This window comes from Nocardioides sp. zg-1230 (assembly GCF_013155335.1).
Classification (GTDB): Bacteria; Actinomycetota; Actinomycetes; order Propionibacteriales; family Nocardioidaceae; genus Nocardioides.
On the sequence record NZ_JABJQZ010000001.1, the window covers coordinates 1,534,911 to 1,556,450 of the forward strand.

At 72.1% G+C, this 21,540-nt stretch carries 24 protein-coding genes; 14 read left to right on the forward strand and 10 right to left on the reverse strand.

Going from position 1 to position 21,540, the window contains the following annotated elements:
• The first annotated feature begins 24 nt into the window (after positions 1-24).
• The 7 genes from hemL (at position 25) to HOO61_RS07500 (ending at position 6,446) form a co-directional block, all read left to right on the forward strand.
• Complete coding sequence (gene hemL / locus HOO61_RS07470) at positions 25-1,353, forward strand: glutamate-1-semialdehyde 2,1-aminomutase (RefSeq protein ID WP_172257957.1); 1,329 nt, start codon at positions 25-27, stop codon at positions 1,351-1,353.
• Position 1,354: 1 nt separating this feature from the next.
• Positions 1,355-2,032 carry a histidine phosphatase family protein gene (locus HOO61_RS07475; protein WP_172257958.1) on the forward strand — a complete coding sequence of 226 codons (678 nt, stop codon included), beginning with the start codon at positions 1,355-1,357 and terminating at the stop codon, positions 2,030-2,032.
• Positions 2,033-2,061: 29 nt separating this feature from the next.
• Positions 2,062-2,601: a TlpA family protein disulfide reductase gene (locus HOO61_RS07480; RefSeq protein ID WP_367650059.1), complete on the forward strand. Its 540-nt coding sequence runs from the start codon at positions 2,062-2,064 to the stop codon at positions 2,599-2,601.
• Positions 2,594-3,343 carry a cytochrome c biogenesis CcdA family protein gene (locus tag HOO61_RS07485; protein WP_172257959.1) on the forward strand — a complete coding sequence of 250 codons (750 nt, stop codon included), beginning with the start codon at positions 2,594-2,596 and terminating at the stop codon, positions 3,341-3,343. The genes HOO61_RS07480 and HOO61_RS07485 overlap by 8 nt, the downstream gene beginning before the upstream one ends.
• Positions 3,340-4,995, forward strand: a complete 1,656-nt coding sequence (locus tag HOO61_RS07490) for a cytochrome c biogenesis protein ResB (protein WP_367650060.1) — start codon at positions 3,340-3,342, stop codon at positions 4,993-4,995. Before HOO61_RS07485 ends, HOO61_RS07490 begins: the two co-directional genes overlap by 4 nt.
• On the forward strand, positions 4,992-6,053 hold the full coding sequence (gene ccsB, locus HOO61_RS07495) for a c-type cytochrome biogenesis protein CcsB (RefSeq protein ID WP_172257960.1): 1,062 nt from the start codon (positions 4,992-4,994) through the stop codon (positions 6,051-6,053). Before HOO61_RS07490 ends, ccsB begins: the two co-directional genes overlap by 4 nt.
• Positions 6,054-6,182: 129 nt before the next feature.
• A complete protein-coding gene (locus HOO61_RS07500) occupies positions 6,183-6,446 on the forward strand; it encodes a DUF4229 domain-containing protein (RefSeq protein ID WP_172257961.1) in 264 nt (87 codons plus the stop codon).
• Between the two features lie 10 nt (positions 6,447-6,456).
• Here the strand turns inward: HOO61_RS07500 and HOO61_RS07505 are convergent, their stop codons facing one another.
• Entirely contained in the window at positions 6,457-6,753 is a 297-nt protein-coding gene (locus tag HOO61_RS07505) for a hypothetical protein (RefSeq protein ID WP_172257962.1), read from the reverse strand.
• A 249-nt stretch (positions 6,754-7,002) separates the two neighbouring features.
• On the opposite strand from HOO61_RS07505, the gene HOO61_RS07510 reads away from it, so the two are divergent.
• Positions 7,003-7,290, forward strand: coding sequence for a hypothetical protein (locus HOO61_RS07510; protein WP_172257963.1), 288 nt, complete (start codon positions 7,003-7,005; stop codon positions 7,288-7,290).
• On the opposite strand, the gene HOO61_RS07515 is transcribed toward HOO61_RS07510, so the two are convergent.
• The 5 genes from HOO61_RS07515 to HOO61_RS07535 all read right to left on the reverse strand — a co-directional run bounded on the left by HOO61_RS07515 (position 7,235) and on the right by HOO61_RS07535 (position 12,911).
• Complete coding sequence (locus HOO61_RS07515) at positions 7,235-7,837, reverse strand: MBL fold metallo-hydrolase (protein ID WP_172257964.1); 603 nt, start codon at positions 7,835-7,837, stop codon at positions 7,235-7,237. The two genes, HOO61_RS07510 and HOO61_RS07515, sit on opposite strands and share 56 nt — an antisense overlap.
• Positions 7,838-7,922: 85 nt before the next feature.
• On the reverse strand, positions 7,923-9,179 hold the full coding sequence (locus tag HOO61_RS07520; RefSeq protein ID WP_172257965.1) for a GNAT family N-acetyltransferase: 1,257 nt from the start codon (positions 9,177-9,179) through the stop codon (positions 7,923-7,925).
• A 62-nt stretch (positions 9,180-9,241) separates the two neighbouring features.
• The gene (locus HOO61_RS07525; protein ID WP_172257966.1) at positions 9,242-10,132 is read right to left on the reverse strand and encodes a 1,4-dihydroxy-2-naphthoate polyprenyltransferase; all 891 of its coding nucleotides are present in this window, start codon (positions 10,130-10,132) and stop codon (positions 9,242-9,244) included.
• A gap of 12 nt (positions 10,133-10,144) precedes the next feature.
• The gene (locus HOO61_RS07530) at positions 10,145-11,497 is read right to left on the reverse strand and encodes an MFS transporter (RefSeq protein WP_172257967.1); all 1,353 of its coding nucleotides are present in this window, start codon (positions 11,495-11,497) and stop codon (positions 10,145-10,147) included.
• Between the two features lie 73 nt (positions 11,498-11,570).
• Complete coding sequence (locus HOO61_RS07535) at positions 11,571-12,911, reverse strand: LssY C-terminal domain-containing protein (protein ID WP_172257968.1); 1,341 nt, start codon at positions 12,909-12,911, stop codon at positions 11,571-11,573.
• Between the two features lie 131 nt (positions 12,912-13,042).
• On the opposite strand from HOO61_RS07535, the gene HOO61_RS07540 reads away from it, so the two are divergent.
• Entirely contained in the window at positions 13,043-13,867 is an 825-nt protein-coding gene (locus tag HOO61_RS07540; protein WP_172257969.1) for an alpha/beta fold hydrolase, read from the forward strand.
• Between the two features lie 129 nt (positions 13,868-13,996).
• On the forward strand, positions 13,997-14,473 hold the full coding sequence (locus tag HOO61_RS07545) for a hypothetical protein (protein ID WP_172257970.1): 477 nt from the start codon (positions 13,997-13,999) through the stop codon (positions 14,471-14,473).
• Between the two features lie 22 nt (positions 14,474-14,495).
• On the opposite strand, the gene HOO61_RS07550 is transcribed toward HOO61_RS07545, so the two are convergent.
• From HOO61_RS07550 to HOO61_RS07560, 3 genes are all read right to left on the reverse strand, one after another.
• Positions 14,496-15,251, reverse strand: coding sequence for a hypothetical protein (locus HOO61_RS07550; RefSeq protein ID WP_172257971.1), 756 nt, complete (start codon positions 15,249-15,251; stop codon positions 14,496-14,498).
• Between the two features lie 97 nt (positions 15,252-15,348).
• Entirely contained in the window at positions 15,349-15,510 is a 162-nt protein-coding gene (locus HOO61_RS07555) for a hypothetical protein (protein WP_172257972.1), read from the reverse strand.
• A 58-nt stretch (positions 15,511-15,568) separates the two neighbouring features.
• The gene (locus HOO61_RS07560; protein ID WP_172257973.1) at positions 15,569-15,856 is read right to left on the reverse strand and encodes a DUF1330 domain-containing protein; all 288 of its coding nucleotides are present in this window, start codon (positions 15,854-15,856) and stop codon (positions 15,569-15,571) included.
• A 70-nt stretch (positions 15,857-15,926) separates the two neighbouring features.
• On the opposite strand from HOO61_RS07560, the gene HOO61_RS07565 reads away from it, so the two are divergent.
• From HOO61_RS07565 to menD, 3 genes are read left to right on the forward strand one after another with little or no spacing between them, the layout of a single operon-like run.
• The gene (locus HOO61_RS07565) at positions 15,927-16,946 is read left to right on the forward strand and encodes an AMP-binding protein (RefSeq protein WP_367650061.1); all 1,020 of its coding nucleotides are present in this window, start codon (positions 15,927-15,929) and stop codon (positions 16,944-16,946) included.
• Positions 16,943-17,896 (forward strand): o-succinylbenzoate synthase, encoded by a 954-nt coding sequence (locus HOO61_RS07570; protein WP_367650062.1) that lies wholly within the window; start codon positions 16,943-16,945, stop codon positions 17,894-17,896. Before HOO61_RS07565 ends, HOO61_RS07570 begins: the two co-directional genes overlap by 4 nt.
• A complete protein-coding gene (gene menD, locus HOO61_RS07575; RefSeq protein WP_172257974.1) occupies positions 17,893-19,512 on the forward strand; it encodes a 2-succinyl-5-enolpyruvyl-6-hydroxy-3-cyclohexene-1-carboxylic-acid synthase in 1,620 nt (539 codons plus the stop codon). Before HOO61_RS07570 ends, menD begins: the two co-directional genes overlap by 4 nt.
• A gap of 49 nt (positions 19,513-19,561) precedes the next feature.
• Here menD and HOO61_RS07580 read toward each other — a convergent pair whose 3' ends face one another.
• Complete coding sequence (locus HOO61_RS07580; RefSeq protein WP_172257975.1) at positions 19,562-20,764, reverse strand: family 16 glycosylhydrolase; 1,203 nt, start codon at positions 20,762-20,764, stop codon at positions 19,562-19,564.
• Between the two features lie 136 nt (positions 20,765-20,900).
• Here HOO61_RS07580 and HOO61_RS07585 point away from each other — a divergent pair, with 136 nt between their 5' ends.
• Entirely contained in the window at positions 20,901-21,536 is a 636-nt protein-coding gene (locus HOO61_RS07585; RefSeq protein ID WP_172257976.1) for an MBL fold metallo-hydrolase, read from the forward strand.
• The last annotated feature ends 4 nt before the right edge of the window (positions 21,537-21,540 follow it).

The following is a 21,540-nucleotide window of genomic DNA, read 5'->3' on the forward strand; positions in this document are numbered from 1 at the left end:
GCCCTCCTGCGTGACAATGACCCGGTGACCTCCGCGACCATCCCCACGACGACCGCGGCCAGCGAGGCCCTGTTCGCGCGCGCCCGGGCCGTGACGCCCGGTGGCGTGAACTCGCCCGTCCGCGCGTTCACCGCGGTCGGCGGGACGCCGCGCTTCATCACGTCGGCTTCCGGCGCCTGGCTCACCGACGCCGACGGCAACGACTACGTCGACCTGATCTGCTCCTGGGGCCCGATGCTGCTCGGCCACGCGCACCCAGACGTGCAGGCGGCCGTCGCCGGCGCGGTGGCCCGCGGTACGTCGTACGGCACCCCGACCGAGCCCGAGGTCGAGCTCGCGGAGGAGATCGTCGCCCGCACCCCCGTCGAGCGGGTCCGCTTCGTCTCCTCCGGCACCGAGGCGACGATGTCGGCGATCCGGCTCGCGCGCGGCGCGACCGGCCGCGACCTCGTCGTGAAGTTCGCCGGCTGCTACCACGGCCACGTCGACCCGCTGCTGGCCGAGGCCGGCTCGGGCGTCGCGACGCTGGCGGTGCCCGGCACCAGCGGCGTGCCCGCGACCGCGGCCGCCGAGACCCTCGTCCTACCCTACAACGACCGCGCCGCCGTGCAGGCCGCCTTCGAGAAGCACGGCCCCCGCATCGCGTGCCTGATCACCGAGGCGTCCCCGGGCAACATGGGCGTGGTCCCGCCGGCGCCGGGCTTCAACGCCTTCCTCGCCGAGACCTGCCGCGCCCACGGCGCCCTCTTCATCAGCGACGAGGTGATGACCGGCTTCCGCGCGACCGAGCAGGGCGGCTGGGGCCTCGACGGCGCCGTCGAGGGCTGGACGCCCGACCTGATGACCTTCGGCAAGGTGATGGGCGGCGGATTCCCCGCTGCGGCCTTCGGCGGCCGCGCGGACCTGATGGCCCACCTCGCGCCCGAGGGGCCGGTCTACCAGGCCGGCACGCTCTCGGGGAACCCCGTCGCCACCACGGCCGGCCTCGCCACCCTGCAGCTGGCGACGCCGGAGGTGTACGCCCAGCTCGACGCCACCGCGCAGACCATCCGGGCGGCCGTCTCGGAGCACCTGCAGGCCGCGGGCGTCCCGCACGTCGTCCAGACCGCCGGCACGATGTTCTCGGTGTTCTTCCGCGACGGCGCGGTCCGCGACTTCGCCGAGGCCGGCCAGCAGGACACCGGCGCCTACGCCGCGTTCTTCCACTCGATGCTCGGCCAGGGCGTCTACCTGCCCCCGTCGGCCTACGAGGCATGGTTCGTCTCGGCGGCCCACGACGACCGGGCCGTGTCCACCATCATCGACGCCCTGCCGGCCGCCGCGATCGCGGCCGCGGCAGCGGGAGGCAACTGACATGGGAGTCCAGACCACCGTCCACCTGCTCCGGCACGGTGAGGTCCACAACCCCGAGGGCATCCTCTACGGCCGGATGGACGGGTTCCACCTGTCCGACCTCGGCCACCAGATGGCGCAGCGGATCGCGGAGTCGATCGGCAACCGCGACATCGTCCACCTCCGTACGTCGCCGCTGGAGCGCGCGCAGGAGACCCTCGCGCCGCTGGCGGAGCGGTTGGCGATGACGCCGCAGGTCGACCCGCGCGTGATCGAGTCGGGCAACAAGTTCCAGGGCGTCGACTTCGGCGGCGGTGCCAAGACCTTCCTCAAGCACCCCGAGCTGCTGCGTCACATGTACAACCCGTTCAAGCCGTCGTGGGGCGAGCCCTACGACGAGATCGCCGGTCGGATGATGGCGGCGGTCCACGACGCGCGCGAGGTCGCGGCCGGGCACGAGGCCGTGGTGGTCTCCCACCAGCTGCCGATCTGGACGACCCGGCTGTTCCTCGAGAAGCGCAGCTACCTCCACCACCCCAAGACCCGCCAGTGCACGCTCTGCTCGCTCACGAGCATCGTCTTCGACGACGACCGCGTGACGCAGGTCCGCTACTCCGAGCCGGCCGGCGACCTGATCCCGGTGGCCGACCGCTCCGCCCCGTTCTCCGCCGGCGGAGCCCCGCAGGAGGACCGGCCCTGAAGCTCGCCCGCCTGCTCCTGGGCCCGGTCGTGGGCCTCGTCTGCCTGCTCGCGCTGGTGGGCTGCTCCGGCCTGTCCGGGACCGGCGACAAGGGCTACATCTCCGGCACGGGCGTCCCCACCGAGGTGGCGCCGGCCGACCGGGGCGAGCCCGTCGACCTCACCGGCACCGACCTCGAGGGTGGTGACGTCGACCTCGCCGACCTGCGCGGCGGGCCGGTGGTCGTCAACGTGTGGGCGTCGTGGTGCCCACCGTGCATCACCGAGCAGCCCGACCTCAACGAGGCGGCCGCCGCGCTGGGCGACGACGTGCAGTTCATCGGCCTCAACATCCGTGACGCCTCGCAGGACGACGCGGCCGCCTACGTCCGCGACCTCGAGGTCCCCTACGCGTCGGTCTACTCGCCCGACGGGGCTGCGCTGCTCCCGTTCGCCGGAACCCTGACGCCGCGGTCGATCCCGAGCACGGTCGTCCTCGACGCCGAGGGCCGGGTCGCCGCGTCCGTGAACGGCCGGATCCCGACCACGCAGACGCTGGTCTCGCTCGTGGAGGCGGTCCTCGATGAGTGACTGGTTCCAGGACGCCGCGCTGTCCGGCTCGATGGTGCTGGCCCTCCCCGTGGCCCTCGCCGCCGGCCTGATCTCGTTCTTCAGCCCCTGCGTCATCCCGCTCCTGCCGGGCTACCTGTCCTATGCGACCGGCATCTCGGGAGGCGACCTCGACCAGGCGCGCCGCAGCCGGATGGTGCTCGGCGCGACCCTCTTCGTGCTCGGCTTCTCGGTCGTCTTCGTGCTGCTCGGCAGCCTCACCGGCGCGGCGGGGGCGTGGCTGTTCACCCACACGCGTCAGCTCAACCTCGTGCTCGGCATCATCACGATCCTGCTCGGGGTCGCGTTCCTCGGTGGGTTCGGCTTCCTCCAGCGCGACTGGCGGATCCACAAGGTGCCCGCCGTCGGTCTCGCCGCGGCGCCCTTGCTGGGGTTCCTGTTCGGGGTCGGCTGGACGCCGTGCGTCGGCCCGACGCTCGCTGCGATCAACGTGCTGTCGGTCAACGAGGCGACCGCCGGCCGAGGGGCTCTGCTCTCGGCGGTCTTCGCCCTGGGGCTCGGCCTGCCCTTCATCGCCGCCGCGTTCGCCTACCGCCGCATGCTCGGCGCGTTCGCCGTCGTCCGCCGGCACCAGGTGCTCGTCGTACGCCTCGGAGGCGTCATGATGATCCTCGTCGGCGTCCTGCTCGTCACCGGCTGGTGGGACCGCATCGTGCAGTGGCTCCAGCTGCAGGTCGTCCAGGGATTCACGGTGCCGGTGTGACCGACCTCAAGCCCGACCTGCGCCAGCGGCCCTCCGACGACCGCCAGGCGACCGCCCTGCCCGCCGAGCTGACGGCTCGCGAGCTGGCGAGGTGGTCGTGGCGGCAGGTCACCTCGATGCGTACGGCGCTGGTGCTGCTGCTGCTGCTCGCGCTCGCGTCGATCCCGGGCTCGGTCATCCCGCAGGACAACATCGACTCGCTGGCTGTCAGCCAGTGGCGCGACAACCACCCGCGGCTCGCCCCGATCTGGGACCGGCTCGACCTGTTCGACGTCTACGGCTCGGTGTGGTTCTCCGCGATCTACATCCTGCTGATGATCTCGCTGGTCGGCTGCATCATCCCGCGCCTGTTCGTCTACGCCCGCGCCCTGCGGGCCAAGCCCCCGAGGGCGCCCCGCCACCTCTCGCGCCTGCCCGAGAGCACGTCGTACACCACCGACGAGGACCCTGACGTCGTGCTGGCCCGCGCGGTCCATGTCGTGAAGGGACGGCGCTTCCGCGTCCACCACGTCGAGGGAGAGGACGCGGTCGCCGCCGAGCGGGGCCACCTGCGCGAGGCCGGCAACCTGCTCTTCCACCTCGCCGTGATCGTCGTGCTGGTCGGCGTCGCCGCGGGCAGCCTGTTCGGCTACAAGGGTGGCGTCATCCTGCTCAACGGCGACGGCTACGGCTTCTCCAACAACCTCACGCAGTACGACGACTTCGCCCCGGGCGCGCTCTTCGACCCCGACGTGATGGAGCCGTTCTCCTTCAGCATCACCGACTTCGACGTCGACTGGCTCACCGAGGGCAAGCGGGCCGGCATGGCGCGCGAGTTCGTCGCCACGCTCGACTACGAGACCGAGCCCGGCGGCGAGACGGAGACCTACGACCTCAAGGTCAACCACCCGCTCACCATCGGTGGCACCGACGTCTTCCTCATCGGCCACGGCTACGCCCCGGTCATCACGATCCGCGACGGCGAGGGCGAGGTCACCAAGAGCGGACCCGTGGTGTTCCTGCCGACCAACGCGCAGACCTTCGAGTCCTTCGGCGTCGTCAAGGCGCCGTTCGCCCGGCCCCAGCAGATCGGCCTCGAGGGTGCGTTCTACCCGACGTTCGCGATGGGCCGCGACGCCGGCGGCAACCTGACCATGCCGTCGTCGATCTTCGGCGCGCTGGGCGACCCGCTGATCTCGATGAGCCTGTGGACCGGCGACCTCGGCCTCCAGGACGGCTCGGCCTCGTCGGTCTACGTGCTCGACAAGGCCGGCGCGACCCAGGTGACGAAGCCCAACGGCCAGCCGTTCCGCATGGACCTGCGCCCCGGCGAGAGCGTCGACCTGCCGGACGGGCTCGGCTCGGTGACGTTCGAGGGCGTCGAGCGCTGGAACAAGATCCAGATCAGCCGCACCCCCGGCAAGCTGGTCGCACTGGCCGGCGTCGTGCTCGCCCTGCTGGGCCTGCTGGCCTCGCTCTTCGTGCGGCCGCGGCGCCTGTGGGTCCGCGCCCGCCGGCAGGACGACGGCACCACCCTGGTCGAGCTCGCGCGGCTCGACCGGTCCTCGGGCGGCGACCCCGAGGACGGCGCCGCCGAGCTGGCGGACGTCGTGGCACAGCTGCAGGACCCGACCCGGACGAAGCAGACCAGCACCAAGGAGGACGAGTCGTGACGGACGCACAGTGGGAGGTCTTGAGCTACCAGGGCGTCATCGCCGCGGCGGTGCTCTACTTCCTGGCCATGCTGGCCTACTTCTTCGAGCTGGCGACCCTGCGGACGGCTGCCCGGGTGGGGGCCGACGACGTCGAGCTCGCCACGGTCGCCGCGCGCCCCGCAGGCGCGAGCAGCGACTCCGGTGTCGAGAATCCCGCCGGACCGAGCCGTCGTACCGAGGTGGCCGGTCGACTCGGCCTCGTGCTGACGGTGTTCGCGGTCCTCGTCCACCTCGTCGCGCTGGTGGCCCGCGGACTCGCGGCCGACCCCAACCGGGTGCCGTGGGGCAACATGTACGAGTTCACGATCTCGGGCACCTTCGTGGTGGCGCTGATCTTCGTGCTGGCCACGCTCCGCCTCGACATCGAGTGGCTCGGCCCGCTGGTCACCACCTTCGTCGTGGCTGCCCTGATGGCGGCTTTCCTCGGGCTCGACGACGCGGTGCTGCCGCTGCCCGACGCGCTCAACTCCCCGTGGCTGGTGATCCACGTGGTCGCGGCCGTGATCTCGACCGGAGCCTTCACGATCGGCGCCCTGCTGTCCGGGCTCTACCTCGTCAAGGCCCGCTCGACGTCGACCACCGGCTACCTCGCGCGGGTCCCCGAGCCCAAGGTGCTCGACCGGCTGTCCTACCGGATGCACGCCTTCGGCTTCCCGGTGTGGACGTTCGCCGTCCTCATCACCGGTCCGATCTGGGCGCACCAGGCGTGGGGGGCCTACTGGAACTGGGACCCCAAGGAGGTCTGGGCCTTCATCACGTGGGTGGTGTACGCCGCCTACCTGCACGCCCGCGCGACGGCGGGGTGGCGCGGCCGCAACGCCGCCATCCTGGCGCTGGTCGGTGCCGCGACGCTGTGGTTCAACTTCATCGGCATCAACTTCTTCAGCTCCTCCAGCCAGCACTCGTACGCCGAGGGAGCCGCGCCCGAGATGTCAGTCGTCCTCGGGCTTGCGGGGCCGGTCGAGGCCACGCAGGAAGTCGGGGTCGTCGTCGGGCCCGATCACCCGCGGGCGTGACGTGCCCCCACCGTCGAGGCGACGCAGCGTCAGCCTGACGAGGAACCACACGACGACCGCGATCACAGCGACGACGAGCAGGACCTTCAGCATTCCTCCAATGTAATGGGGTGCGCCTAGTCTTGAGGCGTGAAGGAGTTCGTTGTCTACACCGTCATGCGGATCGCGTTGTTCCTGGCGTCGTTCGGCGTCGTGGTGGGTGTCATGGCCCTGGTCTTCGACGGTCGCTACAACCTCTTCTGGGCCGTGATCCTGGCGTTCCTGATCTCCGGCATCGCGTCGTACTTCATCCTCAACCGCCAGCGCGAGGCCTTCGCACGGCGCGTAGAGTCGCGCGCGTCCCGGGCCTCCGCGGCCTTCGAGGAGCGCAAGGCGCGCGAGGACCAGGACTGACGCTCGGGGATCACCTGTCCTCGAGCACGCTGTCGTCCTCTCCCCGGATGGTCCACACCTGGCCGGGGCACCACCTCTCGCTGAGCTCGGCGAACACCGTGCCGTCCTTGGTGGTGACTTCGAGGTCCGTGTCAGAGCAGTCGTTGATGGTCAGCTGCCACCTCCCGCCGTCGGGCGGGATGCGCTCGACGTTGTAGAGCACCTGGTCGGTCTCGTTGACGATGTCGAGCCCACCACCGAGGCTCTCGCACGCCGTGGCAGCCCCGGCGACCAAGGCAAGCAGGAGCACCGCTCCAGAGCGCTTCACCCCGCCACCCCGGACCCGGCTTCTCCCTGGCACCACGTCGTCGTGCGCGGGCGCTGGCGTCATGGTCCGGACGCTAGCGAACACTCGCGCGGATCCCGGACATGAACGTGCTGGTCACGGCAGATGAGTGCATCGGTCCCGGCCCCGTGCGTACCTAAGCCTCTGCCTCGCCGCCCGATCTCGCGATTGGCTGGAGCCAGGTCCCGGGAGACAGAGGACGGACCGGGTGGTCCGGACGGGAGGATCGAGATGTACGCCTTGCCTCGCACTCCGATGGGTCGCCGCGCGCTGTGGCTCCTGCTTCCCGTGCTGCTCTACCTGGTGCTTCCTGTGTGGATCCTCGTCTCCTACTTGCCACGGGCGCTGAGCATCGCCATCGGCATCGGCATCATCGGGCTCGCTCTCGCCTCCCTCGTCACCTCGGGCCTGGCCATCTTCCGCGAGAAGGAACGATCGGTGCTGGTGATCGTGCTCGCGTCCCTCACGTTCCTGATCGTCTTCGCCTCCGCCGTCGGTGAGGTCCTCGGCGGACACTGAGCTCGGGTCGGCTCGCGTAGAACGGGTCCCAGCGTCGAACACGTGGACCATGGGCGGACTCGGCCTCGCCGAGAGCGAGACCTGTTCCAAGCGCCTGGGCGGTCGTCGACCTCGTCGTGGTCAGGTCATGGGAGCTGGCCAGCCGTCGCAGCTGGGCGGCGGCGTCCAGCTGGACGGGGGGACCGTGGCCCACGAGGACGACCTGCGGCTCCAGAGCGGCCAGCTTGCGGACCGACGCCTCGGCCGTCGACATGTCAGCCGTGAACTCCCGCATGGGGCCTTGCAGCCCGTCGAGGGTGCTGGTGATGGCGTCGCCGGCGACGAGCACCTTCGAATCGGTGTCGAAGACGGCGATGTGGCCGGGGGTGTGCCCGGGGGTGTCGACCACCTGCAGGCCGAAGACCTCCTCACCGTCTGCGACCGGCCGCAGGAGCCGCCCCGACGTGCCGGCGGCTCCCAGCACCGCCCCGATCTCCTCCACGCGACTGCCGAGGCCGCAGTCGACCAGCGCCGCCTCCTGGCCGCGTACGAGCACGTAGGCCGACACGTTTACCTCTGAGCGTGCGACGACGTCGAACGGCCGTCAAGGCGCAAGGCTGGTCCCTCCGAACCAGGGTCAGGTCGCGCCCCCGTCAGAACCCCGTGAGGTTGTACGCCGGCTCGCTGAGGTCGGCCATCGCGGCGAAGCGGCGTACGGCCTCGGGCGCCCCGTCGACGCGGCCCGCCCGGTGCAGCTGCAGGACGGGGACGCCGCCGAGGTAGAGCGAGCCGAGCATCTCGCTCGTCAGCCTGACGTCGGCATCGGCGTCCGTTCGGACGAGCTCCGCGACGCCGTCGCGCGTGACGACCTCGTAGCGTCCGGCCGCGTGACCCAGCGGGTCGTCGACCTCGAGCACGAGCGCCCCGTCGGCGGCCCACGGGCGGGCGGCGAGCGCCCGTGGGACGTCGAGGACCCGCAGCCAGAGGAACTCCTGGAGCTCGGTGGTCTTCACGCGGTTGAGGTCCGTCAGCGCCCACATCAGCGGGTCGTCGGGGTGGAAGAGGCCGAAGCTCACGGTCTTCACCCGGTCGATCGCCGCGAGGAACGACCACAGGCCGAGCTGGGCCTGCGGGGTCAGGGCGGCCATCTCGTCGACGCTCACCGTGTCCTTCTCGCCGTGCTGGAAGACGGCGAAGCCGTCGACCTGCCCGTCCTGGTCGAGGTGCAGGGCGACCCGGATCTTGCGGTGGGAGCCGCTGCCGTTGAAGTCGTAGGCGCCGGTGTGGATGTCCTGGTACTGCGTCGGCCACTCGACCGAGCCGCGCTGCCGGGCGTGGAAGGCATCGAACACCGCCTTGACGTGCGGCCAGGCGTCGATCGGCTCGAGGAGCTCGACGCGGCCGGCGTCGGTGAAGTCGCGGAACGCGAAGCCGGGGGTGGTGTGGACCTCCACGGCATGGCGGAACGTCGCCGGCCCGAAGCCCCAGCGGCCGTAGATCGTGGCCTCCGACGCGGTCAGGGCCGCCATCGGGACGCCCTGCTCGACGGCGTCGGCCAGGTCGTCCTCGATCATCCGGCGCAGCAGGCCGCGGCGCCGGTGGGCGGCGCTCGTGGTGACGTCGGTGACCATCCGCAGCGGCAGCAGCTCCCGACCGGCGTTGAGGGTCTTGTCGAGGCTGGCGTAGGTCGCCACCGGCATCGGCCCAGCGCCGAACTCGCCGGCGGGCAGCCACGCGCCACGCACCGTCACCCGGTCCTCGCGGTAGTGGCCCACCCACCGGTCGATCAGCTCGTCGTCGGGTCGCGGGTCGCGAAAGCCGCGCAGGACCGCACCGACCCAGCCTCTGCGCCGGGCGGACGCGTCGTCGGAGTCGTCGGCGAGGTCGAGGATCGCGAAGTCGTAGTCCACCCGGCCACGCTAGTGAGCGCGCCGGGCTCAGGCCACCGGGTTTGTCGCCCGGTCCTCGGGGCTCAGCCCAGCACGAGCAGCGGCGCTGCGACCAGGACCGACCAGAGCAGCTCCGAGGCGCCGGTGGCGGCCAGGACGGGGATGAGGGCCGGGCCGTTCGCACCGCCGAGGACGGCCCGGGTGGGGGGCAGTGCGCGAGCGAGGAACCCGAGGCCGAGGAGCGCCCACCAGGTGGTGGCGACGGCCACGGCGACCACGGCGGCCGCGGCGACCAGCACGAGAAAGGCGTAGAGGGACCGGGTGCGCTCGTCGCCGAGCCGCACCGCGAGCGTCCGCTTGCCCGCGACGGTGTCGGTCGGGATGTCACGGAGGTTGTTGGCCACGAGGATGGCGCACGCGAGCGCGCCGATGCCGGTGCCGGCGTAGAGGGCCGGCCACTCCCACGTCTCGGTCAGCACGTAGGTCGTGCCCACGACCGCGACGAGGCCGAAGAAGACGAACACCATCACCTCGCCGAGGCCGAGGTAGCCGTAGGGCTTTCCGCCGCCGGTGTAGAACCAGGCGGCCACGACGCACACCAGTCCGACCGCGACCAGCCACCACGCCGTCGTGGCAGCGAGGACGAGGCCGGCCACGGCGGCGACGCCGAAGGCGGCGAAGGCCGCCGCCTTCACGGCGCGAGGCGACGCCGCGCCCGACCCGACGAGCCGCATCGGCCCGACGCGGTCGGCGTCGGTCCCGCGGACCCCGTCGGAGTAGTCGTTGGCGTAGTTGACCCCGACCTGGAGCGCCAGGCTGACGACGAGCGCGAGCAGGGCCTTCCACCACTGGAGGTCGCCGAGCGGGGCCTGGTCGACGTACGCCGCCACGCCGGTGCCGGCGAGCACGGGAGCGACCGCCGCAGGGAGGGTGCGCGGCCGGGCGCCGGCGAGCCAGTCAGCGGAGGAGGTCACCGCCGGATTGTGTCAGGAGCCGAGCGGGCTGGCGCCGCCAGGCTCCGCCGGCTGCTCCACCGTCGGCGGCCCCAGCGGCGCGGGCTCGGCGGCCTTCGCCGACGACGTCGCGTCGGCCAGGATGTCGGCCGGCACGTGCTGCTCGAGGAAGCGGCGGGCCAGGCGCACGGACGGGTGCAGGCCCACCGCCGCCGCGGTGACGAGGGCGGCGATGACCAGCCAGCCGAGCGAGCTCCAGTCCATCACGAGGAACGTGTAGAGGGCGGGCGCCCAGACGCGGCCCAGCGTGCCCATCAGCTCGGCTGCGCCCTGGTACTCGCCGCGGCGGCGCGGGTCCATCAGCTCGGCCTCGAAGGTCCAGCTGGCGGCCGAGAGGAAGAGCTCGGCGCCGGTGAGGGTCACGTGGCCGAGGAAGAACAGCACGACCGTCAGCAGGCCGAGGGTGTGGTGGGTCGACAGCGTGATGACGCAGGAGACGATGAAGAAGACGGTCGAGATCCGGATCGCCCGCAGCCCGGTCGAGAGGTCGCGGACCCCGCGCGCGGCGGCCAGCGGCAGCAGGATGCACATCACCGTGTTGGTGCCGAAGAGGAAGGCGAGCACCACCCACGGGGCGTCGGTCTTCTGCACCAGCCAGAGCGGGATGACGAGGTTGAGGATGACCTGGTTGGTCCACAGCGTGCCGTTGCAGAACGACGCGGCCAGCCAGCCGACGTTCTTCATCGGTCCGGGGCCCTCGACCCGGACCTTGCGCTCCTCGGTGGTCTTGAGGTCGTGGGAGGCCGGGGGGAGGCGGGTGACGTTGACGGCGTTGAACGCGAAGACGGCCGCGGTGAACCACGGCAGCGCCGAGATCACCGTCAGCGACTCCGTGGCGAGGGCGATGCCACCGGCGAGCGCGCCGAGGGTGAACCCGACGTTGAGCGCGGAGTACATGTAGGCGCGCGACTCGACGCGCTCGGCCGCGGGGAGCACGTCGATCGTGTACGCCCCGTGGGCGGCGCCGCCCAATGAGCCGACCACCTCCAGGGCCACGGCGAGGGCGACGTAGCCGGCGAAGCTGTCGATGAAGGGCCAGCTGCACACCAGCGCCGCCTGGCCGGCGGAGCTGATCGCCCAGCAGCGCTTGGGGCCGAAGCGGTCGACGACCTTGCCCATCGGGTAGGCCGCGATGAACGCCGCGATGCCCGCCAGCGTCAGGCCGAGGCCGACCTGCGGCCCGGTCAGGCCGACCACCTCGGTGAAGAACACCGCCGACCCCGCCATGAAGGTGCCCTCGCCGAGGGCGAACAGCAGCGACTGGGTCGAGAGGCGACCGGCGAGCCGAGAGGGTGGGGTGAGGTAGGCGATCAGCGCTGTGAACATCGCCGGCCATTCTCGTCGGTCGCACCGACAGTGTCCTGCGATTTTCGGACGCCGCCGCGCCGCGGGAGCGGGCTCAGGCTCGCGGACCCAGCCCCACCCAGCGCCGGGCTCCGGCCGAGCTGACCGCGATGAGGATGAGGACGGAGATGGCGGTGCTCGTCAGGACGAGGAAGTGCACCTCGGCGGCGGCGCCGAGGTCGAGCAGCTGCGTGACCGCCTCCGCGGTGCACACGACCATGAGGGCGGTCCGGGCCCACGCGCGGTGGGCGAGCATGAACACCCACAGGCCGATCAGGAGCAGGGCGCTGCCTCCCATCACGGCGACCTCGCGGGCCGAGGCGGTGGTCGGGGCGCTCGCGCTCTGGAAGGCGGCGACGAGGACGGTCGCCAGGGTCACGGTGGCCTTGCCGATGCTCATCACGGCCGCGGCGAGGAGGCTCGGCGGCGGGACCCGGTGGGAGGCCGCGCGCGACAACGCGTCGGTGGCCTGCTCCACCCGGTCCGGCTCCGGCGCCTGCAGTCCGGTCAGGTCGAGGATCGGCAGGCTCCCGTCGGTGCGTACGACGTCGCCGCCACCGTTGCGGGTGGTGAAGGCGCTGGAGTAGTCCTTGACGACCCGAAGGGAGGCGTCCGGGACCGCGTAGCGGACGGTGTCGACGACGTAGTCGCGCTCGATGTCGATGTCGGCGTCCACCCGGTGGGTCACCTGGAGGGTGAACAGGGAGATGCCGACCGCCTTGTCGTACGTCGCGGCCGCCAGCCACTGCACCTCGAACCCGCCGGGCAGCTTCCAGCCGTGCGGGACCGGCCAGAACCGCACGTGGTGGCGCTGCGACGGATTGCCGTCGACCTCCTGCTGGTAGGCGAAGGCCTGCCGCCGACCGAAGAGGAACAGCGACGAGACCGGGGCCTCGGGGTAGGGGCGGCGCAGCACCGACGAGACCACGATCCGCCACGAGGAGCGGATGGTGAGCTCGTCGGCAAGGGTCCAGCCGGCTCGGCGCAGGGCAGCATGGATGTCAGCCTCGGTGCCGTCCACCGCCAGGTTGACCGGGTCGCCGAGCACGCCCACGTCGGTCAGGGTCCGTCCGATGAAGTAGTCGGGCACGTAGACCTTCGAGAGCACCTCCTGCAGGCGCGGCAGCCCCACGTAGGCCAGCAGCAGCCAGAACAGGAGCACCGCGCCGATCGCGTACCAGCCGTCGTCGAAGCCGACCGCGATCACGATCCATCCCAGCCACATCACGAGCACGGTGCCGATCACGAAGAACGCGCCGTCGACGATCTCCTGCACCGGCCAGAGCGGGATGCTCGAGACGTCGTCCGGTGCCAGCTCGAAGGCGGGTGGCGACGTCGGAGGCGGCGCGTCCACGGCCTCGCCGCGGCGCCAGTCGTCGGCGGGTGCGACCCCCATGGGTGACCCTCCTCGTTCTCCACGGGACCTTCGCAGGCTACCGAAGCCGGACCGGCGGCGGGTCCCCAGAAATCGCGATGCTCGTGCGCCGGCCGCGGCGGGGACCGTGCCGGGAGCACTAGCCTCGGCCCATGAGGGCCCACCCCGGACCAGGCGACGGCTGGGTGGACGAGCGGCGGCAGGTGGGAGGCACGTCGGTCCACTGCCGGCGCAGCACGTCCGGTGACGGTGTTCCCATCGTCCACCTGCACGGGTTCGCGATCTCCGGTGCCTACCTGATGCCGACCGCCCGGGCGCTGGCCGCTCGCGGGGTCAACGTGGTGCCGGACCTTCCCGGCTACGGGCGCAGCGAGCGCCGGGACCACGTCCTCGACATCCCGGCCCTGGCCGAGTGCACCATCGCGCTCCTCGACGACCTCGAGATCGACGAGGCCGTCCTGGTCGGGAACTCGATGGGCTGCGCGATCAGCCTGGAGGTCGCGCACAGCGCGCCCGAGCGGGTGAACCGGCTCGTCCTCGTCTCGCCGGCTGGAGGGGTGCACAACCAGCCCTTGGGCCGCGCCGTCGGTCAGCTGGCGCGGGACGTGTTCCGGGAGAGCACGAGGATGTTCCCCGTCGCTCTCCCCGACTACGTGAGGTTCGGGCCACTGAACGGGCTGCGGCTCTTCGCCGAGCTGACCCGCTTCCCGTCCCTCGAGCGACTGGTGCACACCCCCGTCCCGACCCTTGCCGTACTGGGGACCCGCGATCCGCTCCTGCCGCCCCCCGGCCGCATCCGCGAGGTGGCCCGGCTCGCCCCGGAGCACCTGACGGTCGCCCTGGTCGACCGGGCCGCGCACGCCGTGAACTTCAGCCACCCCGTGGAGCTGGCAGGCGTGATCGGGGCATGGCTCGACGACGCGATCGGTGACGGCTCGCACCTCCCGCCCGGGGTGCGGGTGGCTGCCGCCACGTGACCCGATCGGGGAACGATCGCGTCCCGTCCTCCCTCGCCGGGTGTGAGGACAACGCAGCGGCCGCACCGGAGACTGGCTGCGGCCCAGCCCGCTCGGGGTGCGGCCACCGCGCACGGAAGGGACGATGGCGTGACGACCAAGAGTGACTTCTCCGAGGAGGACTGGGCCCGGATCGTGCGGGCGCCGTTCGTGGCCGGGCTGGCGATCTCCCTCGCCGACCCCGGCGGCCCCATCGAGGCCGCGAAGGAGACGATGGCGGCGATGAAGTCGGCCACCAGTCCGCCGAGCCGCGAAGAGCTCCTGGCCGACGTGGCGCTCGACGTCCAGGCGATGGTGCAGGAGCGCCGGCACCCGCTCAAGGGCTACAAGCCCACGGGTCCGGCGGTCGGGGACCAGGTGGTCGGCGAGCTCCGTGCCGTGGTGGCGATCGTGGCCGCCAAGGCCACTGCCGAGGAGGCGGCGGCGTACGGCGCGTGGTTGCTGGCGAGTGCCGAGGCCGCGGCCGCGGCCGCCAAGGAGGGCGGCTTCATGGGCTTCGGCGCGGAGCAGGTCAGCGCGGGCGAGCAGGCGATGCTCGACCGGGTCCGCGAGGCCGTCGCCACCTGAGGCGACCTGGGCGGTTCGGGCCTCAGCTGCCGGAGTCGGAGCCCGGGCATCCGGCCTCGAGCGCGGGCTTGCGCGCAGCGGAGCGGTAGACGTCCAGGTCGCGGACGCCACGCTTCCACATCTGCAACCACATCTCGGTTGCCTTCTCGGGCGACAGCGTTCCCAGCTTGAGCATGTCCATGTGGTGCACGTGCCTCTCCCAGGTGTCGATCGACGTCTTCGCCTTCTGTGCGACCTCCAGCTCGGCCTCCACGAGGCGCGAGCACGAGCGCACCGCCGCGGGTGCCGGCCCGAGCAGCGCGGGCCCCGGGCAGTCGACGCCGGTGCGCTCGAGCGAGGCCCAGGCCCTCCGGAAGCGCTCGACGTTGCGCTGGGCACCCAGCCTGGTCTGGTCCCAGAAGCGCGTCGCCTGCTGCAGGGTGATCTCGCCGACCACGAGCTGGTTCATGGCCTCGACGTGCACGTCCCACTGGCGCAGGGCCGGCCGCGCCGCGTCGAGTGGTCCCTCGAGCGCCGCGGCTGCGTCGGAGCAGCGCTCCGGACGGGTGTCGGCGACGGGTTGGGGCGGCGCCGGGCTGAGGTCACTCCCGGGATCGGTCCCCAGTTCGTTCTCGCCCCCGGGATCAGCAGCGCTGCTGCTCGCCTGTCGGGGTGCGTCGTCGCCGTCGCCGTCGATGCCCACCCACACGATCACGCCCAGCAGGCCCAGCACGGTGCCCACCAGGAAGGTCCCGACCAGCAGCCTGACCGGAGCAGACGTTCCCCCGTTGCCCTCCATGCCATCTCCTCCGGAGAAAAGAGCTTCCAGCACTTCTCTGGACCGTAGGTCGCGCTCGACCGTGGGACACGCCCCAGTTGTGGGGAAATGCGTGCGGCTACGGCTCCCGATCGTCCTCGCCGTCAGCGTCGTAGCGACCCTGTGCCATCCGTCCGGTGTCGCGCCGGATGCGCTCGGCCCGGCGTCGTTCGAAGAGCAGGATGGCCACGACGACGCCCACCATCACGACGACCGTGACGACGAGCCGGAAGGCGTCCATCCCTCCACGATGCCACGGCGCCCATCGGCCTCGGCCCGGGTAGGGCCGGGAGGAGCGGCTACGCCCCCGGCACCACGCGCATGTCGCGGTCGGCGCCGCCGTCGAGGGCGCGGAGCGCCTCCTGGTAGGCCTCGCTGTCGTGCGCGGCCACCGCCGCCTCGACGGACGCGAACTCGATGACGATCGTGCGGGTGGTCTCGCCCTTCTCGAACGTCGCCTCCGGCAGACCGCGCACCAGGAACCGTCCGCCCGCCGCGGTCAGCGCGGGACCGGCGAGCGTGGCGTAGGCCGCCACCTTGTCGGGGTCGTGGACGGCCTTGTAGGTGGTGATCCAGTACGCGGTCATGGTCGCGACACTACGACGTACGCCACGACCGGAGGCCGCGCGGCGCGGCCGAGCCACTAGCGTTCGCCGTGTGAGCTTCCTGCGCCCGTCGGACGAGCCCTCCGTCGCCATCCGGCAGCTGTCGAGGTGGCTGGAGGCCGATGCCTCGCCGCCGCTCCTGATCGAGACGTCCGGCTCCACGGGGAAGCCCAAGGGTGTCGTCATCCCGCGCCGGGCGGTCCTGGCCAGCGTGGAGGCGTCCGCGCGCCGGCTGGGTGCCTCGGGACGGTGGCTCCTCGCGCTGCCCTCGTCGTACGTCGCCGGGGTCCAGGTCATCGTGCGCTCCCTCGTCGCCGGGCACGAGCCCGTCGTCGTGGACGGCCTCGACGTCGGGCGCGCGATGGCCACGGACCACGCCGACACCCCGACGTTCGCTTCGCTCGTGCCCACGCAGCTTCACCGCATCGTCGGCAACCCCGAGCAGGCTGCAGCCCTGGCGCGCTGCCACGCCGTCCTGGTCGGCGGCGGTGGGATGGACCCGGAGGTGCGCAGGCGGGCCGAAGCGCTGGGCGTGCGCGTCGTGGCGACGTACGGCTCCTCCGAGACCTCCGGCGGGTGCGTCTACGACGGCGTCCCCCTCGACGGCGTGGGCGTCACGATCGGCGCCGAGGGGCGCATCCGGATCGCCGGACCCACCCTGTTCAGCCACTACGCCGACGACCCCGCGCTGACCGCCGAGTCGGTCGTCGACGGATGGTTCCTCACCTCCGACGCCGGACGCCTCGACGAGGACGGCCGCCTGCAGGTCATCGGGCGCATTGACGACGTGGTCGTCAGCGGCGGCGTGAAGATCCCCGTGTCCGCCGTCGCCCAACGCCTGCGGCAGCACCTCCTCGTCAAGGACGCCGAGGTCCTCGGCGTCCCCGACCCCGAGTGGGGCCAGCGGGTCGTCGCCGTGGTGGTCGGCAACGTCCGCGAGGGCGAGCTGCGGGACTGGGTCAGCCTCGAGCAGCCCCGCTCGTGGGCGCCGCGCGAGTTCCGGTGGGTCGACAGCCTGCCGCTGCTGCCCAACGGCAAGGTCGACCGGCAGGCCATCCGGGCCGCGCTGTGACGGCCGACCTGCACGTCTTCTCCATCCCGCTGCGCACGAGGTTCCGCGGCATCACCGTGCGCGAGGGCGTGCTGCTGCGCGGCGAGGCGGGGTGGGGGGAGTGGTCGCCGTTCCTGGAGTACGACGACGCCACCGCGCGCCCGTGGCTCGCCGCGGCGCGCGAGGCGGCCGACGTGGGCTGGCCGGAGCCGCTACGTGACGTCGTACCGGTCAACGTCACCGTCCCGGCCACCGACCCGGAGCGGGCGCACGCGATCGTCACCGCCGGCGGCTGCCGCACGGCGAAGGTCAAGGTCGCCGAGCGCGGCCAGACGCTGGCCGACGACCTGGCGCGCGTGGAGGCGGTGCGCGACGCCCTCGGGCCCGACGGCCTGGTGCGCGTCGACGCCAACGGTGCCTGGGACGTCGACGAGGCGGTCCGCGCGATCGCGGCGATCGACCGGGCCGCAGGCGGGCTGGAGTACGTCGAGCAGCCGGTGGCGGCCGTCGAGGACCTCGCGGCCGTACGACGACGCGTGGCTGTGCCGATCGCCGCCGACGAGTCGATCCGCCGGGCCGAGGACCCCTACCGGGTGCGCGACCTCGAGGCGGCGGACGTCGCGGTGCTGAAGGTGCAGCCCCTGGGTGGGGTGCGTGCCTGCCTGCGCATCGCCGAGGACATCGGCCTGCCCGTCGTGGTGTCCAGCGCCGTCGAGTCGAGCGTCGGCATCGCGGCCGGCGTGGCCCTCGCGGCTGCGTTGCCCGAGCTCCACCACGCGTGCGGGCTGGCCACCGTGCAGCTGCTCACCGACGACGTCGTCACCGAGCCGATGCTGCCGGTCGACGGCATGCTCCGGGTCGGACACCCCGAGGTGGACCCCGCCGCCCTCGCCCGGCTGGCGGCGCCGGCTGACCGGGTCGACCACTGGCGCGCCCGGCTGGCGTCGGTGGGGCAGGATCGGCCGACATGACCAACCCCTCGACCCGGCTCGCCCGTGCGGTGGTGACCGCCCTGCGCGGTGCGGCGGTGCGTGAGGTGGTCGTCGCCCCCGGCTCCCGCAACGCGCCGCTCTCCTTCGCGCTCTTCGACGCCGCGCAGGCAGGCGCCCTGCGCCTGCACACCCGGGTCGACGAGCGCACGGCGGGCTTCGTCGCCCTCGGGCTCGCCAAGGTGACCAACCGTCCCGCCGCGGTCACCTGCACCTCCGGCACCGCCGTCGCCCACCTGCTCCCCGCGGTGATGGAGGCGGCCCACGCCGGGGTCCCGCTCGTCGTCGTGACCGCCGACCGCCCCGCGCCGTTGCGCGGCACCGGCGCCAACCAGACCACCGACCAGGTGGGGATCTTCGGCACCTTCGCCCCGACCCTCGACGTGTCCGAGGGGGACCTCGAGTCCGGCCTCGTCGACCTGCTCGCCTTCGTGCGGGGCCACGACGGCCGCCGCCCGGTCCACCTCAACGTGCAGCTCGACGACCCGCTCCTGCCCGACGACGCGGGCTGGGACGGGGGAGAGGTGCCCGAGTGGCCGGTGCCCGCGGTCGGCGCCCCGATGACGCGCCTCGTCCTCGAGCCCGGTCCGCGCACGGTCGTGGTCGCCGGCGACGACGCCGGCCCGCCCGCGCGCGTGCTCGCCGAGAAGGCCGGCTGGCCGCTGCTCGCCGAGCCCTCCAGCGGTTGCCGCACCGGTGACGCGGTGATCCGCGCCTACCGGCTGCTGCTCGCCGGTGAGCTCGGGGCGCAGGTCGAGCGGGTGGTCGTGCTCGGCCATCCCACCCTGTCCCGGCCGGTCGCCCGGCTCCTCGCCCGCGAGGACGTCGAGGTGGTGTCGGCCCGCCCGCGCGGCATGTGGGCCGGACGTCCGTACGCCGTCGCGCAGGAGGCGGACCAGGTCGACGTGGCGTCACCGGACGACCCCGCCTGGGCCGACGCCTGGCGCGCCGCGGACCGTACGACGTCCCGCGAGCTCGACCGGCTGCTCGCCGCCGAGCCCGACCTCACGCCGTACGAGGTGGCCGGGGCGGTCAGCCGCGCGCTGCCGCCCGGCGGCCTGCTGGTGGTGGGCGCCTCCAACCCGATCCGCGACCTCGACCTGATGGTCGCCCGCTACGAGGTCGGCGGTCGTCGCAAGGTCATCGCCAACCGTGGCCTGGCCGGCATCGACGGCACCATCAGCTCGGCGGTCGGCGCAGCGCTCGGCCGGCCGCAGTCGTCACGCGCGGTCGCCCTGATGGGCGACGTGACGTTCCTGCACGACACGACCGGTCTCTTCCTCGGCCCCCACGAGGAGCGGCCGGACCTGACGATCGTCGTGGTCAACGACGACGGCGGGTCGATCTTCGCGACCCTCGAGCAGGGCGCTCCTGAGCACGCCGACCGCTTCGACACCCTCTTCGGCACCCCGCACGGGGTCGACCTGGCGAGCGTCTGCGCGGCCGCCCGGGTGCCGCACCTGCAGGTCGGCAGCCTGCCCGAGCTCGAGCAGGCGCTGGCGATGCCCAACGGCGGCATCGAGGTCGTCGAGGCGCGGGTGCGTCGCGACAACCGACGGGAGCTGGACGAAAAGATCCGCGCGCTGGCCCTCCCCTGAAAGCGGAAGGGCCAGCGCGCGGATCGTCGTGCTGTGGTGTGTCAGTCGATCAGGACTGCGGGGTCTCCCACACGCGGACCCAGTCGACGTACATGTGCTGCGGGAGCTTCTTGTCGTTCATCTCCAGCGCCTCGTAGTCGGAGGCGAGCAGGCTCAGGATGAGGTACTGCTGGGCCTTCGACACGCGCTTGGACGTGCGCCAGGTCTCCTTGCCGTCGATGCGGAAAATGATCGTCTTGGGCGTCCACTGGACCGAGAAGACGTGGTAGTTCTTCGACCAGCCGTCGCGCTTGTTCTGCAGGAACGACTTGGAGTCCTTGATCCACGAGCCGGTCTTGATCAGGCGCTTGCCCTTGTACCAGTGGATGAAGCTGGTGAGGCCGCCCTGCGGGTGCTTGTCACCGAAGTACTCGATGATGTCGATCTCGTGGCCGTCGCTGCCCGGGCCGTTGCCGCCGACCGGCTGCGACCAGAAGCTCGAGTGCTGGCCCTGCGACTTGTGCATCTTCACGCGCGCGGCGGCGACGCCGTACCGGTAGCTGAACGCGCCCTCGGTGCCGACGTGGCCGTTGAGGCGGTAGGAGATCTTCTTCTTGAGCTTGCGCGAGGTGGCCTTGCACTTGCCCTTGGCCGACTTGTCCTTGATGACGCTCAGGCGCAGGGTGCCGCCGCCGACCTTGACGGCCTTCGGGTCGCCCTTGGAGCACTTGCGCTTGCTGGACGGCTCGTAGTCCTGGCCGCGCATGCTCCACACGGAGCTCAGCGAGCCGCCGGAGAACTCGTCGGTGAACGTCGGGGTCAGCCACTGCGACGTGTCGGCGGCCGAGCTCGAGACCTTCTTGAGGCCCTTGAACTTCTGCGCCGTGACGCGGTAGGTGATCGCCGCGCCGCCGCTGGAGACGTTGGCCCGGAAGTTGGCGTCACCGGACCGCTCCTGCTTGGCGGTGCCGACCTTCTTCCACGACGTCCCGACGAGACGCTCGAGGACGACCTTGCGGCCGACCTTGACCGGCTTGATGGTCGCGGTCACGGCGCCCTTGGCGGAGTCCGCGCTGGCGGTGCGCTTGCCCTGCTGGACGATCTGCGGGAGCACCTCCACGGAGATCTTCTGGCCGGCCTTCTTGGTCAGCGACGACGTCGACGCGGTGGGCGCGACGGAGTCGGTGGCCGAGCCGGTCTCGACCGTCAGGAGCAGGGACGCGGGCAGGAGCAGCGCGACGGCGCTGCCTGCGAGCACGCGGCGTGCAGACATAAAGAACTCTCTTCGTCTCGGGTGCGATTGGTGATTCCCCCAGGGCACTCCACCCGTCGGAGGCTGCACCACCCTAACCTTTGGCCCCACCCGTTCGGCGATTCCCCGGTCGCGGCGCGCGCCTATGGTGGGAACCATGCGGATCACCAAGTTCGGCCACGCGTGCGTCCGGGTGCAGGGTGACGGCGGTGTCGTCGTCCTCGACCCGGGGGTGTTCACCGACCCTGTCGCCCTCGAGGGCGCGGACGCCGTCCTGATCACCCACGAGCACGCCGACCACGTGCATCCCCACCACCTCCGTGACAGTGACGTGCCGATCTGGACGATCGCCGCCGTGGAGCGGCTGCTCCGCGAGCAGGCCCCCGAGGTCGCCGAGCGCGTGACGGTGGTGCGGCCCGGTGACCGGCTCGAGGTCGCGGGCACGGCGGTCGAGGTCGTCGGCGAGAAGCACGCGGTGATCCATCCCGACTACGACCGCTTCGACAACTCGGGCTACGTCCTGGAGTCCGGGGGAGCGAGCGTCTTCCACCCGGGCGACGCGCTGACACCGCCCGGACGGACGGTCGACGTGCTCCTCGCGCCGGTGAGCGCGCCCTGGCTCAAGGTCAGCGAGGCCATCGACTTCGTGCGCGAGGTCGCGGCACCCCGGTCGCTGGCGATCCACGACCGCGTCTACAGCGACGTCGGCCTCGACATGGTCGCCTCCCACATGGCCAACCTGCTGCCCGAGGGCCAGGCCTTCGAGCGTCGCGAGCCCGGCCAGGACCTCTGAGCGG

Bases quoted from the DNA above. Each gene is read 5' to 3' on its own strand.
- HOO61_RS07540 (WP_172257969.1), top strand. From the start codon at position 13,043: ATGAGGGCCCACCCCGGACCAGGCGACGGCTGGGTGGACGAGCGGCGG.
- HOO61_RS07555 (WP_172257972.1), bottom strand. From the start codon at position 15,510: ATGGACGCCTTCCGGCTCGTCGTCACGGTCGTCGTGATGGTGGGCGTC.
- HOO61_RS07580 (WP_172257975.1), bottom strand. From the start codon at position 20,764: ATGTCTGCACGCCGCGTGCTCGCAGGCAGCGCCGTCGCGCTGCTCCTG.
- HOO61_RS07510 (WP_172257963.1), top strand. From the start codon at position 7,003: ATGTACGCCTTGCCTCGCACTCCGATGGGTCGCCGCGCGCTGTGGCTC.
- HOO61_RS07485 (WP_172257959.1), top strand. From the start codon at position 2,594: ATGAGTGACTGGTTCCAGGACGCCGCGCTGTCCGGCTCGATGGTGCTG.
- menD (WP_172257974.1), top strand. From the start codon at position 17,893: ATGACCAACCCCTCGACCCGGCTCGCCCGTGCGGTGGTGACCGCCCTG.
- HOO61_RS07560 (WP_172257973.1), bottom strand. From the start codon at position 15,856: ATGACCGCGTACTGGATCACCACCTACAAGGCCGTCCACGACCCCGAC.
- HOO61_RS07530 (WP_172257967.1), bottom strand. From the start codon at position 11,497: ATGTTCACAGCGCTGATCGCCTACCTCACCCCACCCTCTCGGCTCGCC.
- HOO61_RS07585 (WP_172257976.1), top strand. From the start codon at position 20,901: ATGCGGATCACCAAGTTCGGCCACGCGTGCGTCCGGGTGCAGGGTGAC.
- HOO61_RS07475 (WP_172257958.1), top strand. From the start codon at position 1,355: ATGGGAGTCCAGACCACCGTCCACCTGCTCCGGCACGGTGAGGTCCAC.
- HOO61_RS07550 (WP_172257971.1), bottom strand. From the start codon at position 15,251: ATGGAGGGCAACGGGGGAACGTCTGCTCCGGTCAGGCTGCTGGTCGGG.
- HOO61_RS07535 (WP_172257968.1), bottom strand. From the start codon at position 12,911: ATGGGGGTCGCACCCGCCGACGACTGGCGCCGCGGCGAGGCCGTGGAC.